At 71.5% G+C, this 17,660-nt stretch carries 19 protein-coding genes; 12 read left to right on the forward strand and 7 right to left on the reverse strand.

The window, feature by feature from the left end:
- Nucleotides 1-65 precede the first annotated feature (65 nt).
- Nucleotides 66-620, reverse strand: a complete 555-nt coding sequence (locus ACIQ8J_RS13015) for a DUF5134 domain-containing protein (RefSeq protein ID WP_403269915.1) — start codon at nt 618-620, stop codon at nt 66-68.
- A 150-nt stretch (nt 621-770) separates the two neighbouring features.
- Nucleotides 771-1,157 carry a VOC family protein gene (locus ACIQ8J_RS13020; RefSeq protein WP_403269913.1) on the reverse strand — a complete coding sequence of 129 codons (387 nt, stop codon included), beginning with the start codon at nt 1,155-1,157 and terminating at the stop codon, nt 771-773.
- A 268-nt stretch (nt 1,158-1,425) separates the two neighbouring features.
- Between ACIQ8J_RS13020 and ACIQ8J_RS13025 the strand changes: the two genes are divergently transcribed.
- The gene (locus tag ACIQ8J_RS13025) at nt 1,426-1,974 is read left to right on the forward strand and encodes a GNAT family N-acetyltransferase (RefSeq protein ID WP_403269910.1); all 549 of its coding nucleotides are present in this window, start codon (nt 1,426-1,428) and stop codon (nt 1,972-1,974) included.
- Between the two features lie 34 nt (nt 1,975-2,008).
- Here the strand turns inward: ACIQ8J_RS13025 and ACIQ8J_RS13030 are convergent, their stop codons facing one another.
- The 3 genes from ACIQ8J_RS13030 to ACIQ8J_RS13040 form a co-directional block, all read right to left on the reverse strand.
- Nucleotides 2,009-2,692 carry a glycerophosphodiester phosphodiesterase gene (locus tag ACIQ8J_RS13030; protein WP_403269907.1) on the reverse strand — a complete coding sequence of 228 codons (684 nt, stop codon included), beginning with the start codon at nt 2,690-2,692 and terminating at the stop codon, nt 2,009-2,011.
- Nucleotides 2,693-3,023: 331 nt separating this feature from the next.
- Nucleotides 3,024-3,659 carry a PadR family transcriptional regulator gene (locus ACIQ8J_RS13035; protein ID WP_403269904.1) on the reverse strand — a complete coding sequence of 212 codons (636 nt, stop codon included), beginning with the start codon at nt 3,657-3,659 and terminating at the stop codon, nt 3,024-3,026.
- Between the two features lie 122 nt (nt 3,660-3,781).
- On the reverse strand, nt 3,782-4,423 hold the full coding sequence (locus ACIQ8J_RS13040; RefSeq protein ID WP_403269901.1) for an HAD family hydrolase: 642 nt from the start codon (nt 4,421-4,423) through the stop codon (nt 3,782-3,784).
- A gap of 252 nt (nt 4,424-4,675) precedes the next feature.
- Here ACIQ8J_RS13040 and ACIQ8J_RS13045 point away from each other — a divergent pair, with 252 nt between their 5' ends.
- The 5 genes from ACIQ8J_RS13045 (at nt 4,676) to ACIQ8J_RS13065 (ending at nt 9,305) form a co-directional block, all read left to right on the forward strand.
- Complete coding sequence (locus ACIQ8J_RS13045; protein ID WP_403269899.1) at nt 4,676-6,076, forward strand: DUF6421 family protein; 1,401 nt, start codon at nt 4,676-4,678, stop codon at nt 6,074-6,076.
- 26 nt (nt 6,077-6,102) lie between these two features.
- Nucleotides 6,103-6,849, forward strand: a complete 747-nt coding sequence (locus tag ACIQ8J_RS13050) for an SDR family NAD(P)-dependent oxidoreductase (protein WP_403269896.1) — start codon at nt 6,103-6,105, stop codon at nt 6,847-6,849.
- Nucleotides 6,846-7,907, forward strand: a complete 1,062-nt coding sequence (locus ACIQ8J_RS13055; protein WP_403269893.1) for a threonine aldolase family protein — start codon at nt 6,846-6,848, stop codon at nt 7,905-7,907. Before ACIQ8J_RS13050 ends, ACIQ8J_RS13055 begins: the two co-directional genes overlap by 4 nt.
- A gap of 80 nt (nt 7,908-7,987) precedes the next feature.
- A complete protein-coding gene (locus ACIQ8J_RS13060) occupies nt 7,988-8,587 on the forward strand; it encodes a transglutaminase domain-containing protein (protein WP_403269890.1) in 600 nt (199 codons plus the stop codon).
- Nucleotides 8,588-8,600: 13 nt separating this feature from the next.
- Nucleotides 8,601-9,305, forward strand: coding sequence for a B3/4 domain-containing protein (locus ACIQ8J_RS13065; RefSeq protein WP_403269887.1), 705 nt, complete (start codon nt 8,601-8,603; stop codon nt 9,303-9,305).
- 4 nt (nt 9,306-9,309) lie between these two features.
- Here ACIQ8J_RS13065 and ACIQ8J_RS13070 read toward each other — a convergent pair whose 3' ends face one another.
- Nucleotides 9,310-10,041 (reverse strand): lysophospholipid acyltransferase family protein, encoded by a 732-nt coding sequence (locus ACIQ8J_RS13070; RefSeq protein WP_403269885.1) that lies wholly within the window; start codon nt 10,039-10,041, stop codon nt 9,310-9,312.
- A gap of 264 nt (nt 10,042-10,305) precedes the next feature.
- Between ACIQ8J_RS13070 and ACIQ8J_RS13075 the strand changes: the two genes are divergently transcribed.
- From ACIQ8J_RS13075 to ACIQ8J_RS13100, 6 genes are all read left to right on the forward strand, one after another.
- Entirely contained in the window at nt 10,306-10,629 is a 324-nt protein-coding gene (locus ACIQ8J_RS13075; protein ID WP_403269883.1) for a TlpA family protein disulfide reductase, read from the forward strand.
- 210 nt (nt 10,630-10,839) lie between these two features.
- Nucleotides 10,840-11,349 (forward strand): flavin reductase family protein, encoded by a 510-nt coding sequence (locus ACIQ8J_RS13080; protein ID WP_403269881.1) that lies wholly within the window; start codon nt 10,840-10,842, stop codon nt 11,347-11,349.
- Between the two features lie 200 nt (nt 11,350-11,549).
- Nucleotides 11,550-12,344 carry an electron transfer flavoprotein subunit beta/FixA family protein gene (locus ACIQ8J_RS13085; protein ID WP_403269878.1) on the forward strand — a complete coding sequence of 265 codons (795 nt, stop codon included), beginning with the start codon at nt 11,550-11,552 and terminating at the stop codon, nt 12,342-12,344.
- A gap of 105 nt (nt 12,345-12,449) precedes the next feature.
- Nucleotides 12,450-13,412, forward strand: a complete 963-nt coding sequence (locus ACIQ8J_RS13090; RefSeq protein ID WP_403269876.1) for an electron transfer flavoprotein subunit alpha/FixB family protein — start codon at nt 12,450-12,452, stop codon at nt 13,410-13,412.
- Nucleotides 13,413-13,584: 172 nt separating this feature from the next.
- Nucleotides 13,585-14,883, forward strand: coding sequence for a DUF6986 family protein (locus tag ACIQ8J_RS13095; protein WP_403269873.1), 1,299 nt, complete (start codon nt 13,585-13,587; stop codon nt 14,881-14,883).
- A gap of 89 nt (nt 14,884-14,972) precedes the next feature.
- A complete protein-coding gene (locus ACIQ8J_RS13100) occupies nt 14,973-16,613 on the forward strand; it encodes a serine/threonine-protein kinase (RefSeq protein WP_403269871.1) in 1,641 nt (546 codons plus the stop codon).
- Nucleotides 16,614-16,620: 7 nt separating this feature from the next.
- Here ACIQ8J_RS13100 and ACIQ8J_RS13105 read toward each other — a convergent pair whose 3' ends face one another.
- Nucleotides 16,621-17,658 carry a LacI family DNA-binding transcriptional regulator gene (locus ACIQ8J_RS13105; protein ID WP_403270487.1) on the reverse strand — a complete coding sequence of 346 codons (1,038 nt, stop codon included), beginning with the start codon at nt 17,656-17,658 and terminating at the stop codon, nt 16,621-16,623.
- Between the last annotated feature and the right edge of the window lie 2 nt (nt 17,659-17,660).

Raw genomic sequence — 17,660 nt, forward strand, 5'->3', positions numbered from 1 at the left:
GTATGGCCGGGGGCGGCAAGTGACGTACGCCACGGCCGCGCCCATCGGGAGGCCGGCCGGGCCGCTCAGACCGTCACCAGCATGGCCAGCATGGCGATGCCCATCGACAGCCGGCAGGCCATCGCCAGTTCCGGCCGGGCCCCCCACGCCACGGCTCCGCCCTGAACGCCGCCCGCCGCCACCGGCAGCAGTCGCACCCCCGTCGACAGCACATAGGCCGCGTAGTACAGCAGCAGCACTCCGGTCAGCAGCGGCACCCCGCCCGCCGTGTGCCCCGCGTGCCCGCCGTGCGCGGCGCCCGGCGCCATCGCGAGTGCCATATACACCATCGCCAGTGAGCCCACCGCATGGTGCAGATGGTGCGCGCCGCCCCGCGCCAGCCACAGCGCCCGCAGCGCGGCGCCGCCGAACACCACCGCGTACGCCGTCAGGATCCAGGGCGGTGGCGATACGAACGCGGCCGGAACGGCCATCGCGGCCATCCCGAAGCCCATCACCGCCTCACCGCCCGCCGCGTTGCGCGCCGACGGGGAGCCGCTGCGCATCCGCAGCAGGCAGTACGAGCCCGTCGCCGCGCACAGTGCGACGAGCAGCCAGCCGGGCACCACCGGACCGTGCACGGAGTACCTCCCCGCTCGACGTCTCGCCCTGCCGACAAGTCGATGCCCGCGCACGGCGCGGCATACGCGGGCGCAGGGACACACAAGGGGAGCGCGTGGGAGGCTCCGCCGGTCAGAACCTGTCAGAACCGGTCGCGAGACGCCGTACCGTCAGGGGCGGAAGCGCAGCGGATGGTCGGCGGGGACCTCCACGACCGCGATGCGGACCCCGTCCGGATCCGCGATCCACATCTCGATCAGCCCCCACGGCTCGCGCACCGGCGGCCGCACGATCGCCACCCCTTGCCCCAGGAGCTCCTCGTGCGCCCGGTCCGCGTCGGCGACCTGGAGCCACAGCCCGAGCCCCGGCGCCGGCGGCCGCTCGGAGCGCCCCGACACCTCCAGGAAGCCGCCGCCCAGGAAGTACACCGTGCCGCGCTCGGGCCCCGTACCGAACTCCCGGTAGACGGGAAGGCCGAGCTGCCCGCCGTAGAAGGCCCGGGAACGCTCGGGGTCGGTGGGACGCAGCAGGGTCCGGCTGCTCAGTACGTGCACCATGGCAAGGCACCTTAGAGCCTGTGTCTCAGCCCCGCCCGGGCCCGCGGCGTCTGGCACGCACTCCCCCAAGGTCTTAAAGACCAGGGGGGACCCCCATGCCGCGTTGCCGAAACGCCCTAGTAGCTCCGCTACAAGGACCTTCCGGCGCCTTGCGATCGCACGCACCAGACGCCGCGGTCTGATCCGGACGGGGCTGAGACACAGGCTCTTAAGGCCGGGTTAGGCTCGCCATGCCGCCGACGCAACCGATCCGTGGGGAGACCGCACGATGGACACCACCAGCCGGGCCACCGGAGAGCTGACCTACCGGGACGCCACCGAAGCAGACGTCGAGGCGCTGGTGCCGCTCATCGAGTCGGCCTACCGAGGGGACTCCAGCCGCACCGGCTGGACCACCGAGGCCGACATCCTCCAGGGGCAGCGCACCGACCCCGAAGGCGTTCGCGCCGTCATCGCGACACCCGGCAGCCGGCTGCTCACCGTGGCGCGGGACGGCGAGCTCGTGGCCTGTTGCCAGCTGGAACACCGGGGCGACGCGGCCTACTTCGGGATGTTCGCGGTCTCTCCCGGACTCCAGGGCGCGGGACTCGGCAAGCAGATCATCGCCGAGGCCGAGCGCACCGTCCGGGCCGAGTGGGGCGTCACCGAGATGCACATGACCGTGATCTCGGTACGGGAGGAGCTCATCGCCTTCTACGAGCGGCGCGGCTACCGCCGTACGGGAAAGATGACGCCCTTCCCGTACGGCGACGAGCTCTTCGGTGTGCCGCAGCGCGACGACCTCGAATTCGAGCTGCTGGTCAAGCAGTTGGGCTGACAGCCGGTGTCCGGACACCGGCCCTGAACGCCCGCTACGCGGTGAAGCGGCCGGTGCGGCGGATCTCCGGGTAGTCGGTCGTCGCGCCGTCCAGCTCAAGGGCGCGGACGAGCCGCAGCTGCTCCTGGGTGTTCACCGTCCAGCCGATCACCTTGAGACCCGCCGCACGGGCCTGCTCGACGGTCTCCAGGGTGAGCCGGTGGATGCTCAGCACCAGGCTCTTCGCGCCGACGGCCCTGGCCCGGTCGACGAGATCGGGCCCCCAGTCGTCGTCGACGAGTCCCGTGCGCACGCCGGGCACCAGCGAGGCGATCTCGGCGAGCGAGGCGTCATGGAACGACAGGACCTCGACGCGGCTCACCAGATCGCGCCGCAGGATCACCTCGGCGAGAGCGCGTGCCGCGGCGACGTCCTTGATCTCTGCCTGGACCGGGGTCTTCACCGCGTCGAGCACTTCCTCGAACACGGGGACGCGCTCGCCCTGGCCCGCGTCCAGCTCGCGCAGCTCGGCGAGGGTCAGCTCGCCGATCGGGCCGTTGCCGTCCGTGGTGCGGTCGACCTCGGCGTCGTGCATGACGACGAGCGCGCCGTCCTTGCTGAGGTGCAGATCCAGTTCGATGACGTCCATGCCCGCGCGTTCTGCGCGGACGAAGGAACGCAGGGTGTTCTCCGGCTCGACACCCATGACCCCGCGATGACCGATGGTGAGGAACGTCAAGACAGGCCTCGCTTCCGTCGACGGCGGTAATTGCGCGCTGTGCAGTCCCGTGCGCACGCGGCAGTCCCGCAGCCTAACGGCCCGCCACCGCAACGGACCCCGGCTCGCGCGGGGCATCGGAGTCATCCGCCCCGGGTTGACGCGATCCCGAGGATGAAGCCGGTGATCAAGGCTGCGACGAGGACTGCGCGGGTGCTCACGGGCGCGGCTCCGGGGGTGCGGGCGAGGGGCGGAAGCCTCCGTCCTACCTGTGGCCCCCCTCCGCGGGCCACCCCGAGTCACCCGCCCGTGGGCGAGTCCTTCCGCCCTTGACGATCCCGCCGCGCGGGCGTCATCCGGGGCCGGGCCAGCCGTCGTCATTGTCCGGTTCCGCGCCCCGCGGCGGCGCGAGGCGGTCCAGGTCGGCGAGCATCGCCCGCGCGAGCTCCAGCTCGGCCAGCTCCCGCAACTCGCTCCAGCGCAGCGCGATCCGCGGATGCGCCCAGTCCGTACCGCTCTCGGCGTGCGCCAGTGCGGCCCGCACGTTCTTCAACTCGGCCTCGGTGCGGGCGACATGCACCTGGACCAGTTCGCGCAGCCGCTCCGGCGCGGCCAGGTGCCCGAGCCAGACCCGCAGCACCAGCGGATGCTTCAGCACGGGCGGGCCGGCGGCGGTGGGGGAGTCCGCCCACTCGGCGAGCGCCCGCCGCCCCGCCCCGCTGATCGCGTAACGCCGTTTGGTACGCGGCTCCTCGGGCCCCGAGCGCCGGGACGTGACGTAGCCGAGCGCCTCCAGGCGGCGCAGCTCGGCGTAGATCTGGCTGATCGCCGGTGACCAGTAGAAGAACCGCAGCGAGGTGTCGGCCCACTTCTTGAGCTCGTATCCGGTGCGCTCGCCGGGGAACGAGAGCAGCCCGAGCACCGCCCACGCCGTCGGCGGCAACTGCCCTGCCGCATCGCGTCCGTTGGAGATCTGACGACTAGTCATATGGCGAATTGAAGTAACCGCGGCGCCCGCGCACAACCCCCGCAGGGGACGTGGAAATCTCCGTGATCCGAGAGGCGCGGTTGGCGGATCCCACCGTCGCCCGGATGTCGGGCGGCGGCGGATCAGCCGGCGATGAGCGACTTGAGGTCGGTGAGGGTGTCGATGCGCCAGTCCGCCGCCGTGACGACTTCGGGGTCGTCCGCCCACCAGTGACCCCACGGCCCGCGTCGCAAGTGGGCCGCGCGCAATCCCGCCTGCCTGGCGGGGAAGACGTCGTGGTGCGGATGGTCGCCCACGTACACCGTCCGGTGCGGCTCGGTCAGGGCCGTGTCGAGGACGCGGGCGAAGAACTCCGGCGAGGGCTTGGCGACACCCCACTCGGCGGACGTGGCCACCACGTCGGCCGGGAGGTCCAGGCCGCGCAGCAGCTCGCCGGCGCGGGCGGTCCCGTTCCCCGCGATCACGACCCGGACGCCGAGGTCGCGCAGTGCGCCGAGCGCGGGCCGCACGTCGTCGTACAGGTCCTGCTCGTCGAGGTGCTCGCCGCGGCCCGCCGCCTCCCGGGCGTCGTGGGCCGCGCCCACGTCCATGCCGGGCTTGAGCATGCGCAGCGCGTCGGCGTTGTCACGGCCGTGGGCGACGACGGCGCCGAGGAGCGCGGAGACCGTGTGCCGGGGGAACCCGAGCCAGTCGGCCCACGAGGCCCAGTAGCGGTCGTCGCTTACGAGCGTTTCGCCCACGTCGAGAACGATGGTCTCAATCATCGGTGTTCACCCTAGGGGCGACCGCTCGGGACGCCCGTGGAGCCGCGCCCTGAATCCGTTCCGGATCCTCAGTGGGCAGGGCCGTACGATCACCGGCCGAACCGAAGTCATCGTCGCGGGAGCGCGTCAGGACAGGAAGAAGACCCGTGTCGCGCGGTGCTGGCAGGATAATTTATCGAGATCCCTCTTGAGTGGAAGAACCGAACGCGGATACGGTGTCTTAACGCGAGGTTCTCCTGTGGAGGAAGTGACATGACGGAAATTCTTGTGCAGGACCCGGCCGTGGGGGGCGCAGCCACCGACCGGCGGGTGGTCGAGCACCCTGCCTGGCCCGCGCTCAAGAATGCCGTCGAGGAGATCCGGCCCTGGCAGTCCAAGGACGGCTCGATCGACTTCGACGCCGAGGGCGCCCTGCCCCGCGCCGTGGTCGAGGCCACCCTCGACCAGGTGATCGCCGCCGTCGAAGAGCTCTCGCCGCTGCTGCCGCACGACGACGCGTACCACCGCGCACTCGTCGACGACCTGCGCAAGTGGGCCGACAGCGGCTTCGACGTGCCCGACTTCCTGGACTCGCTGCTCGCCTTCCACCCGGCCGCCGACCGCGCCGACGGGCTCCAGCGTCTGGTCGTCTTCCCCATGTACACGCAGAACGGCAACCCCGACCGCAACCTCGAAGCGGTCGTGCTGCGCATGGTCTGGCCCGACTGGCTCGCCGAGCTGGAGGCCACCCGCTACGACAACCCGCTGTTCTGCGGCATCACCTTCGAGGACTTCACCTCGGGGTACGACACCAACTCGGCCGTCCTCTTCCCGGAGACCATCGCCGTGCGCGAGGCCCCCGAGCGCTTCACCTGGGGCGGCATCTTCTGCGACCGCGAGGCGGCCCGCTTCCGCGCCGTGACCGAGGAGTCGGTGCGCGTCCTCGGGCTCGAACTCCCCGAGGACATCCGGGAGATGGTGGCCGACCAGAAGCGCTGCGAGCAGGCCTTCGTGCTCTGGGACATGGTCCACGACCGCACCCACAGCCACGGCGACCTGCCGTTCGACCCCTTCATGATCAAGCAGCGCCAGCCGTTCTGGATGTACGGCCTCGAAGAGCTGCGCTGCGACCTCACCGCCTTCAAGGAGGCCGTGAAGCTGGAGGCCGACGGCTTCCCGCAGGGCCGGGACGTCCAGTACGCGGTGCTCTTCGACCGGATGTTCCGCTTCCCGGTCACCGGCGAGCGCGTCCGCAACTACGACGGGCTCGGCGGCCAGCTCCTCTTCGCCTACCTCCACAAGCACGACGTGGTGCGCTGGACCGACAACAAGCTGCACATCGACTGGGACCGCGCCCCGCAGGTCACCAACCAGCTGTGCGCCGAGATCGAGAAGCTCTACCGCGACGGCATCGACCGGCCGAAGCTGGTGCACTGGTTCGCGGCGTACGACCTGGTCTCCGGCTACCTCGCCCCGCACCCCGGATCGCGCTGGGCCAAGGGCCCCGACGCCCTGGACCTGACGCTGCCGCCCCGCAAGCTCGTGGACGACGTGCTTCCGGACGAGTTTCCGCTCAGCATGTTCTATGAGGCGCTCTCCAAGAAGCTGAAGGACGTGATCGCCTCCACCAAGGGGATCACCGCCGCTTCCGCCTCGGCAGGGGCTGCCGCGTGAGCTCTCGTACGGAAGGGGCGAGGAAAATGAACAACGGACCTCTCAACGGCGCTGTCGTCGCCGTGGCCGGTGCGGCGGGGCCCGCCGGCCGGGCCGCGCTGCTGCGGCTCGCCGAGGCGGGCGCGATCGTCGTCGGCGCCGACGCGGACGCCGCGCGCCTCGCCGAGGCCGTCGACGCCGCGCGGTACGCCCATGGCGGGGCCACCGTCACCGGCGACACCGTCGACCTCCTCGACCTCCAGGCCACCCGTGACTGGGTCGACCGCATCCAGAAGGACTTCGGGCGGGTCGACGGCATGGTCCACCTCGTCGGCGGCTGGCGCGGCTCCGCGTCCTTCGCCGAGACCGACCTCGCCGACTGGGAACTTCTGGAGAAGCTCCTGATCCGCACCGTCCAGCACACCTCGCTCGCCTTCCACGAGCCGCTGCTGCGCTCCGACCGGGGCCGCTATGTGCTGGTCAGCGCCGCCGGTGCCAGCAAGCCGACGGCGGGGAACGCCGCGTACGCCGCGTCGAAGGCGGCCGCCGAGGCGTGGACGCTCGCGCTGGGCGACGCGTTCCGCAAGGCGGGGGGTGAGGGCGGGCCGAAGGCCGCTGCTGCGATCCTGGTGATCAAGGCACTGGTGCACGACGCGATGCGCGCCGAGCGACCCAATGCGAAGTTCGCGGGCTTCACCGACGTCACGGAGCTGGCCGACGCCATCGCCGGAGTGTGGGACCGGCCCGCCCAGGAAGTGAACGGACAGCGCCTGTGGCTGACCCCCAAGCCGTGAGGACGGACGCGCGACAGCACCACGACCCGGCGGTGCGCGGCTTCGCCAGCGACAACTACGCGGGCGCGCACCCCGAGGTCCTCGCCGCGCTCGCGCTCGCCAACGGCGGTCACCAGATCGCGTACGGCGAGGACGACTACACCGACCACCTCCAGCGCGTCATCCACAGCCACTTCGGTGCGAGCGCCGAGGCCTTCCCGGTCTTCAACGGGACCGGCGCGAACGTCACCGCGCTCCAGGCGCTGACCGACCGCTGGGGCGCCGTGGTCTGCGCCGAAACCGCCCACATCAACGTGGACGAGGGCGGTGCGCCCGAGCGCATGGCCGGGCTCAAGCTGCTCACGGTGGCGACGCCGGACGGCAAGCTGACGCCCGAGCTCATCGACCGGCAGGCCTGGGGCTGGGACGACGAGCACCGGGCGATGCCGCAGGTCGTCTCGATCACCCAGAACACCGAGCTCGGCACGGTCTACACGCCCGAGGAGATCAGGGCGATCTGCGACCACGCCCACGAGCGCGGCATGAAGGTCCACCTCGACGGGGCGCGGATATCCAACGCGGCCGCCTCCCTCGACGTTCCGATGCGGACCTTCACCAACGCGGTCGGCGTGGACGTCCTGTCGTTCGGCGGCACCAAGAACGGGATGCTGTTCGGCGAGGCCATCGTCGTCCTCAACCCGGACGCCGTCCGACAGATGAAGCACATCCGCAAGATGTCCATGCAGCTCGCGTCCAAGATGCGCTTCGTTTCGGTGCAGTTGGAGGCGCTGCTCGCCAAGGACCTGTGGCTGCGCAACGCCCGCCACGCCAACGCGATGGCCCAGCGCCTCGCGGAAGGCGTGCGCCAGGTCGACGGCGTGGAGATCCTCCACGCGGTGCAGGCCAACGCCGTCTTCGCGCGGCTGCCGCACGACGTCAGCGAGCGGCTCCAGAAGCGCTACCGCTTCTACTTCTGGGACGAGGCGGCCGGTGACGTCCGCTGGATGTGCTCCTTCGACACCACCGAGGACGACGTGGACGGCTTCCTCGCGGCGCTGAAGGAAGAACTGGCCCGCTAACTCCACAGGTTGCGAATACATATGCGATCGGCCGTAAAGTCATTGACTCGCGGCCGGTCGCATTCGTACGCTCACGCGTCATGGAACTGATCCAGCGCAATCCCCAACTCTCCGCCTACCTCGCGGCGGACGAGGTCATCGACCACGGACACCCGATCGTGCGCGAGACGGCCGCCCGCCTCAAGTCCGGCGCCGCCGACACATACTCATACGCCGAGGCGGCCTACGAGTACGTACGGGACGTGATCCCGCACTCCCAGGACTCCGGCGATCTGCGGGTGACCTGGCGGGCCTCCGACGTCCTGGCGCAGCGCACCGGCATCTGCTGCGCCAAATCGCACGCCCTGGCCGCCCTGCTGCGCGCCGAGGCGATCTCGGCCGCCCTGTGCTATCAGCGGCTCGCCGACGACGACGGCTCCAACCCCCTCGTGCATGGCCTGGTCGCCGTCCGGCTGCCCGGCATGGACGCCTGGGCGCGTCTGGATGCGCGCGGCAACAAGCCCGGGGTCGACGCCCAGTTCTCGCTCGACCCGGAGCGCCTGGCGTGGAAGGCGCGTCCGGAGTTCAGTGAGGTGGACTATCCGGTGCTTTATGATGTACCTCATCCGGCGGTCATGAGCGCGCTCAAGGCTGCGCCCGACCGGCCGTCGCTGTGGCCGATCTATCCGACCGAACTGTGAGGCACCACCGATCATGACGCTCGCACTCACCGTGTCCGACGACGTCGCGGCCCTCGCGCCCGGCTTCACCCATGTCGCCGTCGAGGCGGCCGGACTCGTCAACGCGCCCAGCGACACGGCGAGTTCGGCACTCCTCGACGATGCCGCGCGCCGGCTCACCGAGCGGCTCGGCGGACGCGCCCCGCACGAGGACCCGCACATCATCGCCTGGCGCGAGGCCTACACCGCCTTCGGGTCCAAGCCGAACCGCACCCGCAATTCGGCGGAGGCGCTCGCCAAGCGGGCGCTGGCCGACGGCGGGCTGCCGCGCATCAACCGCCTCGTCGACGTGTACAACGCGATCAGCGTCGCCCACCTCGTCCCGGTGGGCGGCGAGGACACGGATCACATCAAGGGGGCGATGCGGCTGGTGCGGGCGACGGGGCAGGAGCCGTTCCACACGGTCGCGGGCGGCGAGCCGGCCGTCGAGCACCCGGACGCGGGCGAAGTGGTGTGGTGCGACGACGAGGGCGTCACGTGCCGCCGCTGGAACTGGCGCCAGGGAGTGCGGACCCGGCTCACCGAGGAGTCGGTCAACGCGCTCTTCCTGCTGGAGGGCATGGCCCCGCACTGCGACCTCGTGACGGCCGGCGCCGAACTGGCCGAGCTCCTGGAGAAGTTCAGCCCCGGGGCGCGGATCACCGTCCACGCCCCGGCCGGCGGCTTCGTACAGGAGTGACGATTCAGCCCGTTTTCTCCGCGGCCTTCACCTGGTCGGGCGTCGGCGCCGTGCCCCCGAGGTGGGCCGGCACCCACCAGGTGTCGCTCGCGTCCTTCGGGCGTACCGGATAGGCGCGCTGGGCGGCTTCGAGCAGTTCCTGGCAGCGCTCGCGCAGCCGCCGGGTGATGGCGCCGGCGAACTGGTCGGCGGGGGCCTCCACCGGCTCGCCGACGCGGATGGTGACGGGGATGTGGCTGCGCCTGAAGTTGCGCGGCCGGCCCTTCGTCCAGACCCGCTGGGTGCCCCACAGCGCCATCGGGATCAGCGGCACCCCCGCCTCCTGCGCGAGCCTGGCCGCACCCGACTTGAAGCTCTTCAGCGTGAACGACTGCGAGATCGTCGCCTCCGGGAACACACCGATCACCTCACCGGAGCGCAGCGAGGCGAGCGCGTGCTGGTAGGCGTCCTCACCCTGCTTGCGGTCCACCGGGATGTGCTTCATGCCGCGCATCAGCGGGCCGGAGATCTTGTGCCGGAACACCGACTCCTTGGCCATGAACCGCACGAGCCGCTTCTGCGGCAGGGCTGCGAGCCCGGTGAAGATGAAGTCCAGATAGCTGATGTGGTTGCTGACGAGCACCGCCCCGCCCGTGCGCGGGATGTTCTCCGAACCCTGGGTGTCGATCTTCAGGTCGAGCGCCTTGAACATCGTGAGAGCGGCGCCGATGACCGGCCGATAGACGAGTTCTGCCATCTGAGGGGGGACCCTTCGTGTGCCCGGGGAGGGTGCTCCCGGAGATAAGTTACGCAGCCGTAGGTTTTAGGCTTTCGGCAGATGGTGCCCGATACGCGCCGAGCTGGCCAGTCCTGGTGCCGTGCGCAGGGGAGATCCTCGTCACGTCTTCGCAGGTCGCAGCCCGGGGAATCAATCCACGCCAATCCGCGCTGCAACGGTACGGCAGAGCAGGTAGCGGCCGCGTGAGGGCGTGGGCGGCGGCAGTGGCGACGGGAGGGCGGCGTGGTGAGCGAGGGCGGGAACAGGCTCGGCGAGGCCGAGTTGGGGACCGGGCTCGGGGCGCGGGCCACGCTGGTGCAGTTCTCCAGCGCCTTCTGTCAGCCCTGCCGGGCGACCCGGCGCACCCTGGCCGAGGTGGCCGCCATGGTGGACGGCGTCGCGCATGTCGAGATCGACGCCGAGGAGCGGCTCGCCCTCGTCCGGGAACTGGGCATCGTGAGGACACCGACGGTGCTCGTGCTCGACGCGACGGGCCGCATCGTGCGCCGGGCGTCCGGACAGCCCCGGCGGGCGGACGTCATCGCCGCGCTCGGGCAGGCGGTGTGAGGGGTGTGGTGGGGGACGCAGTGAGGGATCTCCCACATTCCGGCGGGCACTTGACTGCGAGCGCCCCCAATCGTCAGTCTGACGATGTGCCGACCGACCTCCTTCTCTATGGACGCGCCCATGTGGACCTCGCCCGCAACGCGAGCGCGCGCTGTCCGGGCTGCTGACCATCCGCAGCCCCTGTCGCACCCACCGCAGAAGGACAATTCCATGACGGCCTCGCCCGAGCTCGGTACCGCCCGGACCGCCTCTGCCGACCTGCTCAAGTCGGTCTTCCGCCAGCACGCCGCGGGTGTCGCGGTGATCACCGCCCAGCGCGGCGGCCGACCCGTCGGATTCACCGCCACCTCCCTCAACTCCGTTGCCGCCGAGCCGCCGTTGATCTCCTTCGGGATCGGCACCGGCTCATCGAGCTGGCCCGTGATCGCCGAGGCCGACCACATCGGCGTGCACATACTCGGCGAGCACCAGCAGGAGCTGGCCGCCACGTTCGCGCGCAGCGGCGCCGACCGGTTCGGCGCCCCGACCCGCTGGCGCACCGGCCCCGAGGGCGTGCCCGTCCTCGACGGCGTACTGGCCTGGCTGGTCTGCGAGGTGGTGGCCCGCGTCCCGGCCGGCGACCACCGCATCGTGCTCGCCCAGGCGGTCGTCGGCGACCCGGCGGGCGGCGGCCGTCCGCTCCTCTACCACCAGGGCCGCTTCAACGCGCTGCGCGACTGAGAGTTCCCCCGCAGAACCGATTACTCAGCGTTGGCAAGGTCACAGTTCAAAGCGCTTGCTTACTGGGGACAAGCTGGGTGTACTGGCGAGTAATATTTCGTTCGGAGCGCCGGTCGCCCCGACCGGAAACCGCCCCATCAGGCGCCTATGCTGCGTGCAACAAGGCAGCCCAGAAATGACGATGCAGTAGGAGAGCCGGCGTGAGCTTGAGGATCGTTGTCTGTGTGAAGTACGTGCCCGACGCCACCGGCGACCGGCACTTCGCCGATGACCTGACCGTCGACCGCGACGACGTCGACGGCCTCCTTTCGGAGCTCGACGAGTACGCGGTCGAGCAGGCACTGCAGATCGCCGACGAGGCGGACGACGCGGAGATCACCGTGCTGACCGTCGGCCCCGAGGACGCCAAGGACGCGCTGCGCAAGGCGCTGTCGATGGGTGCCGACAAGGCCGTCCACGTCGAGGACGACGACCTGCACGGCACCGACGTGATCGGCACCTCGCTGGTCCTTGCCAAGGCCATCGAGAAGACCGGCTACGACCTGGTCATCTGCGGTATGGCGTCCACCGACGGCACCATGGGCGTGCTGCCGGCCCTGCTCGCGGAGCGTCTGGGCGTCCCGCAGGTCACGCTGCTCTCCGAGGTCTCGGTCGAGGGCGGCCCCAACGGAACAGTCAAGGGCCGCCGCGACGGCGACACCGCCTCCGAGCAGCTTGAGGCCTCCCTGCCGGCCGTCGTGTCGGTGACGGACCAGTCGGGCGAGGCCCGTTACCCGTCCTTCAAGGGCATCATGGCCGCCAAGAAGAAGCCGGTCGAGGCGCTGGACCTGGGCGACCTGGATCTCGACGCCGACGAGGTCGGCCTCGCGGGCGCCTGGACCGCGGTCGACTCCGCGACCGAGCGTCCGGCCCGCACCGCGGGCACGATCGTCAAGGACGAGGGCGAGGGCGGCAAGCAGCTGGCCGAGTTCCTCGCGAGCCAGAAGTTCATCTAAGTGCCCGGCCGGTCCGGGAACCTTCCGGGCCGACTCCGCATTTAGGGCTCGCCGAGCCCCTCAACTGCCCGCCGTTTCTTCGCACTTGCAGGAGATTGAAGTCCCATGGCTGAAGTTCTGGTCTACGTCGACCACGTGGACGGTGCCGTCCGCAAGCCCACCCTTGAGCTCTTGACGCTGGCCCGCCGCATCGGCGAGCCGGTCGCCGTCGCGCTCGGCGCGGGCGCCGAGAACACCGCTGCCGCGCTCGCCGAGCACGGCGCGGTCAAGGTCCTCACCGCCGACGCCCCCGAGTTCGCCGACTACCTCGTCGTACCGAAGGTGGACGCGCTCCAGGCCGCGTACGAGGCCGTGTCCCCGGCTGCCGTACTGGTGCCGTCCTCCGCCGAGGGCAAGGAGATCGCGGCCCGCCTCGCGGTCCGCATCGGCTCGGGCATCATCACCGACGCCGTCGACCTGGAGGCCGGCGACGAGGGGCCGGTGGCCACGCAGTCCGCGTTCGCCGCCTCCTTCACCACCAGGTCCCGTGTCTCCAAGGGCACCCCGGTCATCACGGTCAAGCCGAACTCGGCCGCCGTGGAGGCCGCCCCGGCCGCTGGCGCCGTCGAGGCCCTGGCGGTCACCTTCTCCGCGCTGGCCACCGGCACCAAGGTCACCTCGCGCACCCCGCGCGAGTCGACCGGCCGCCCCGAGCTGACCGAGGCCGCGATCGTGGTCTCCGGCGGCCGCGGCGTCAACGGCGCCGAGAACTTCGCGATCATCGAGGCCCTCGCCGACTCCCTCGGCGCGGCCGTCGGCGCCTCGCGCGCCGCGGTGGACGCGGGCTGGTACCCGCACTCCAACCAGGTCGGCCAGACCGGCAAGTCGGTCTCGCCGCAGCTGTACATCGCCAACGGCATCTCCGGCGCCATCCAGCACCGGGCCGGCATGCAGACCTCGAAGACCATCGTGGCCGTCAACAAGGACGCCGAGGCCCCGATCTTCGACCTGGTCGACTACGGCGTCGTCGGCGACCTGTTCCAGGTCGTCCCGCAGCTGACCGAAGAGGTCAACTCCCGCAAGGGCTGACCTGCGTCTTTCGTACGGGCCGGGGGCCGCGTGGTGATCTTCACCGCGCGGCCCCCGGTCGTTTCGGCGGCCCGCTGATAAGCATTGACGCGAACGCGGTGGCCTACTAACTTCACTATGCGGATTAACGATTCCGTGAAGCGGAAAAGTTCGAGTGTGCGGAGGGTGCAGGATGGGTCAGCAGGAGCAGGTGGCAACGAGCCTCGCCGGCGTCGTCAGCGAGGAGATCAGTGCCTCCCTCGTCGCGGTGGACCAGGAGCTCGCCCGCCGTTACCCGGGCGACCCCGGCACCCGCCAGCCCGTGCACACCGTCTACGTACCCGGCGACGTCTTCGACGCGGGCACCATCCGCTCCTGGGGCGACCAGGCGCTGGCCGCCCTCGACGAGCACGCTCCGGACGCCGCCACCTTCGCCAAGGTCCTCGGCATCGCCGACGAACTCGCGCGGCCCGTGTACGACCGCGTCCGCGCCAAGCTGCGGCGCGAGCCCGTCGAAGACCTCCGCGTCGACTTCGAGGACGGCTACGGCCCGCGCCCCGACGCCGAGGAGGACGCCGACGCCGCCCGCGCGGCCCGCCTCATCGCCGAGGCGTTCCGGAACGGCACGGCCGCCCCGTACATGGGCATCCGCATGAAGTGCATGGAAGCCGCCGTCCGCGACCGCGGCATCCGCACCACGGACATCTTCCTCACCACCCTGATGCGGCACGGCGGCCTCCCCGAGGGCCTCGTGCTCACCCTGCCGAAGGTCACCTACCCCGAGCAGGTCACCGCCTTCGTACGGCTGCTCAGCGCCTTCGAGAAGGTGCACAGCCTGCCCGAGGGGCGGCTCGGCTTCGAGATCCAGATCGAGACCAGCCAGTCCATCCTGGCGGCCGACGGCACCGCCGCCGTGGCGAAGATGATCGGCGCCGCCCAGGGCCGCGCCACCGGACTGCACTACGGCACCTTCGACTACAGCGCCTGCGTCGGCGTCTCCGCCGCCTACCAGGCCAGCGACCACCCCGCCGCCGACCACGCCAAGGCCGTCATGCAGGTCGCCGCCGCCGGCACCGGCGTACGCGTCTCGGACGGCTCGACCAACGTGCTCCCCATCGGCTCCACCGAGCACGTCCACGAGGCCTGGCGCCTGCACTACGGGCTCACCCGCCGCGCCCTGGCCCGCGCCTACTACCAGGGCTGGGACATGCACCCCGGCCACCTGCCGACCCGTTACGCGGCCGTGTACGCCTTCTATCGCGAGGGCCTGGAGCAGGCCGCCGGACGCCTCGCCGCGTACGTCGCCAAGACCGAGGGCGACGTCATGGACGAGCCCGCCACCGCCAAGGCGCTCAGCGGCTATCTGCTGCGCGGCCTGGACTGCGGCGCCCTCGACAGCGCCGAAGTGGCCGGCCTGACCGGCCTGACCCGCGTCGACCTCGACGCCTTCGCCTCGCCCCGCCGCGGCACCCTGACCGTCACCGCCCCGTAGCGGGACCGGGGCGCCACGGCCCGAGGCACTGTCACTGCCGCCCCGTACTCTGTACGCGACCACAATCGCCGCAGGGGAACGGGGCATCGGTGTCTACGGGGGAGAGCCAACTGCTCGCGGGCAGATACCGGGTCGTCGCACAGCTCGGCCGCGGCGGCATGGGCGTCGTGTGGCGCGCCCACGACGAGGTGCTCGGCCGCGATGTCGCCGTCAAGGAACTGCGCGCCTACACGGACGCGTCGGCGCCCGAACTGGGCGATCTGCGGCTGCGGATGCAGCGCGAGGCGCGCGCCGCCGCCCAGGTGCGCCATCCCGGAGTGGTCGCCGTCCATGACGTCGCCGAGCACGAGGGCCGCCCGGTCATCGTCATGGAACTCGTCGAGGGCCCCTCGCTGGACGACGTACTGCGCGAACGGGGCGTCCTGGAGCCGCGCGAGGCCGCCGCGATCGGCGCGAAGGTGCTCGAAGCGCTGGCCGCCGCGCACCGGGCGGGCGTGCTGCACCGCGATGTGAAGCCGGGCAACGTGCTGCTCGACGCCTCGGGCCGGGTGGTCCTCACCGACTTCGGCATCGCCGCGATGGACGACCCGGCCGACGGTTCGCAGACCCGTCTCACCCGCAGTGGCGAAATCGTCGGCTCGCTCGACTACTTGGCGCCCGAGCGCGCCCAGGGACAGGAGCCGGGCCCCGCGTCCGACATCTGGGCGCTGGGCGCCACGCTGTACGCGGCCGTCGAAGGCGCCGCCCCCTTCCGCCGCACCTCCACCTGGTCCACCCTCAACGCCATCGTGGTCGAGCCGCTCCCCGAGGCGCGCCGGGCCGGGCCGCTCGGCCCCGTACTGCTGCGCCTGATGGACAAGGACCCGGCCCGGCGACCCGACGCGGAGACGGCGGCCCGGCTGCTCACCGAGGCCGCCGCCGCGGAAGCCACCGGTCCGACGGCGGTCCGGGCCGCCCCGCCGCCAGCCGCTCCGCCGCGCACGGCGACCGTGCGTGATGCGCTGCCGCACCGGCCCGAGGGATTCGGCCCGGTGGTCACCCGCGTTCCCGAGCCCGAGCCGCCAACGGCCGCCGGGCGGAGCCGCGGCAGGGCCCTGGTGGCCGCGGGGGTCGCGGCCGTGGTGCTCATCGGCGGCGGGGTCGCCTACGCGCTGGTCGACCGTACGGATTCGGCCGGCGGGCAGCGGGCCGCGGGAGCGGCGAACAGCGCGGTCCCGGGCGCCGCGGACGATCAGGGGGAGTCCGCGAAGCTCGGCACGGGCAGCCCGTCCGCGCGGGACACGCACGGCTCGCCATCGTCTTCGTCCGTCTCCTCGCCGAGCCCGAGCGCGGCGAAGCCCGGCGGGAAGGACGACGGCGCGAAGGGCGGCGTCGGCAAGCCACCCGATCCGCGGAAATCCCCGAGCGCGCCCAGCGGCGGCGGTCCGGGCGGCGCCCAGCCCCCGTCCGGGAGCTGCCGGCCCATAGCCGGCGGCAAGTCCGACTGCCAGGTGTGGCGCACCGCGACGTCCTACCGGCACGACGGCGGCGAGGCGGGCGTGCTCAAGGCGGGCACCAACTACTTCTACTGCCAGACCGACCTGGGACGCCGCGAGACGTACGGGAAGTGGACCAACACCTGGTGGGCCAGGACCGACGACGACAGCGGCAACACCAATGTCTACGTCAGCGTCGTCTACCTCAAGGGCGGCGCGAACGATGAGCCGGTTTTGGGCTTGAAGGTCTGCTGACCGCGCGCTACGCCCCGGCCGGCGGCGGAATCTCGCCGGAGCCGCGCTCGATCAGCACGGTGGGCAGCTCGACGCGCGCGGGTGCCTCCTCCGCGCCGTCGAGACGGTGGAAGAGACGCTCGGCCGCCGTGCGGCCCAGCGTGGCGGCGTCCTGCGAGATGACCGTGATGCCGAGCAGATCGGCGAGTTCGATGTCGTCGAAGCCGACCAGCGCGACCGGGTGTTCGCGGCCCGCGAGAACGCGCACCGCCGTGACCGTCACCCGGTTGTTCCCGGCGAACACCGCGGTGACCGGCTCGGGGCCCGATAGCATCGACTCGGCGGCCTCGCGCACGCGCTCCGGGTCGGTGGAGCCCAGCGACACCCAGGAGTCGTCGACCGGCAGAGCGGCCTCTTCCATCGCCGCGCGGTAGCCCCGCAGCCGCTCGATCGCCGTGTGGATGCGCGGCTGGTCGCCGATGAAGCCGATCCTGCGGTGGCCGTGCGCGATCAGATGTGCCACGCCCGCGCGGGCGCCTCCGAAGCTGTCCGAGAGGACCACGTCCGCGTCGATCTGCCCGGCCGGACGGTCCACGAACACCGTCGCCACACCCGCCTTTATCTCGGGTTCGAGATAGCGGTGGTCGGATCCGGCGGGGATCACGATCAGCCCGTCCACCCGGCGGGCACAGAACGCGAGGACCAACTCCTGCTCACGATCGGGGTCTTCGGCACTGGACCCGTTGATGAGCAGCGCCCCGTGCTCCCGCGCCACCTCCTCCACGGCCCGGCTGAGCGGCCCGTAGAACGGGTCGGCGAGGTCTTCGAGGACCAGGCCGATCGACGCGGTACGGCCCTTGCGCAGCACCCGCGCACTGTCATTGCGGCGGAAGCCGAGCGCCTCGATGGCCTCCTGCACCCGCCGCTCGGTATCCGGGGTCACCCCGGGCTCGCCGTTGACGACCCGGGACACCGTTTTGAGGCCGACACCGGCGCGCGTGGCGACATCCTTCATCGTCGGACGGTTGCCGTAGCGGGGCTCGTGGTGGCGGGCGTTCTCGGCCACAG

The organism is Streptomyces sp. NPDC094147, assembly GCF_044764265.1.
Classification (GTDB): Bacteria; Actinomycetota; Actinomycetes; order Streptomycetales; family Streptomycetaceae; genus Streptomyces.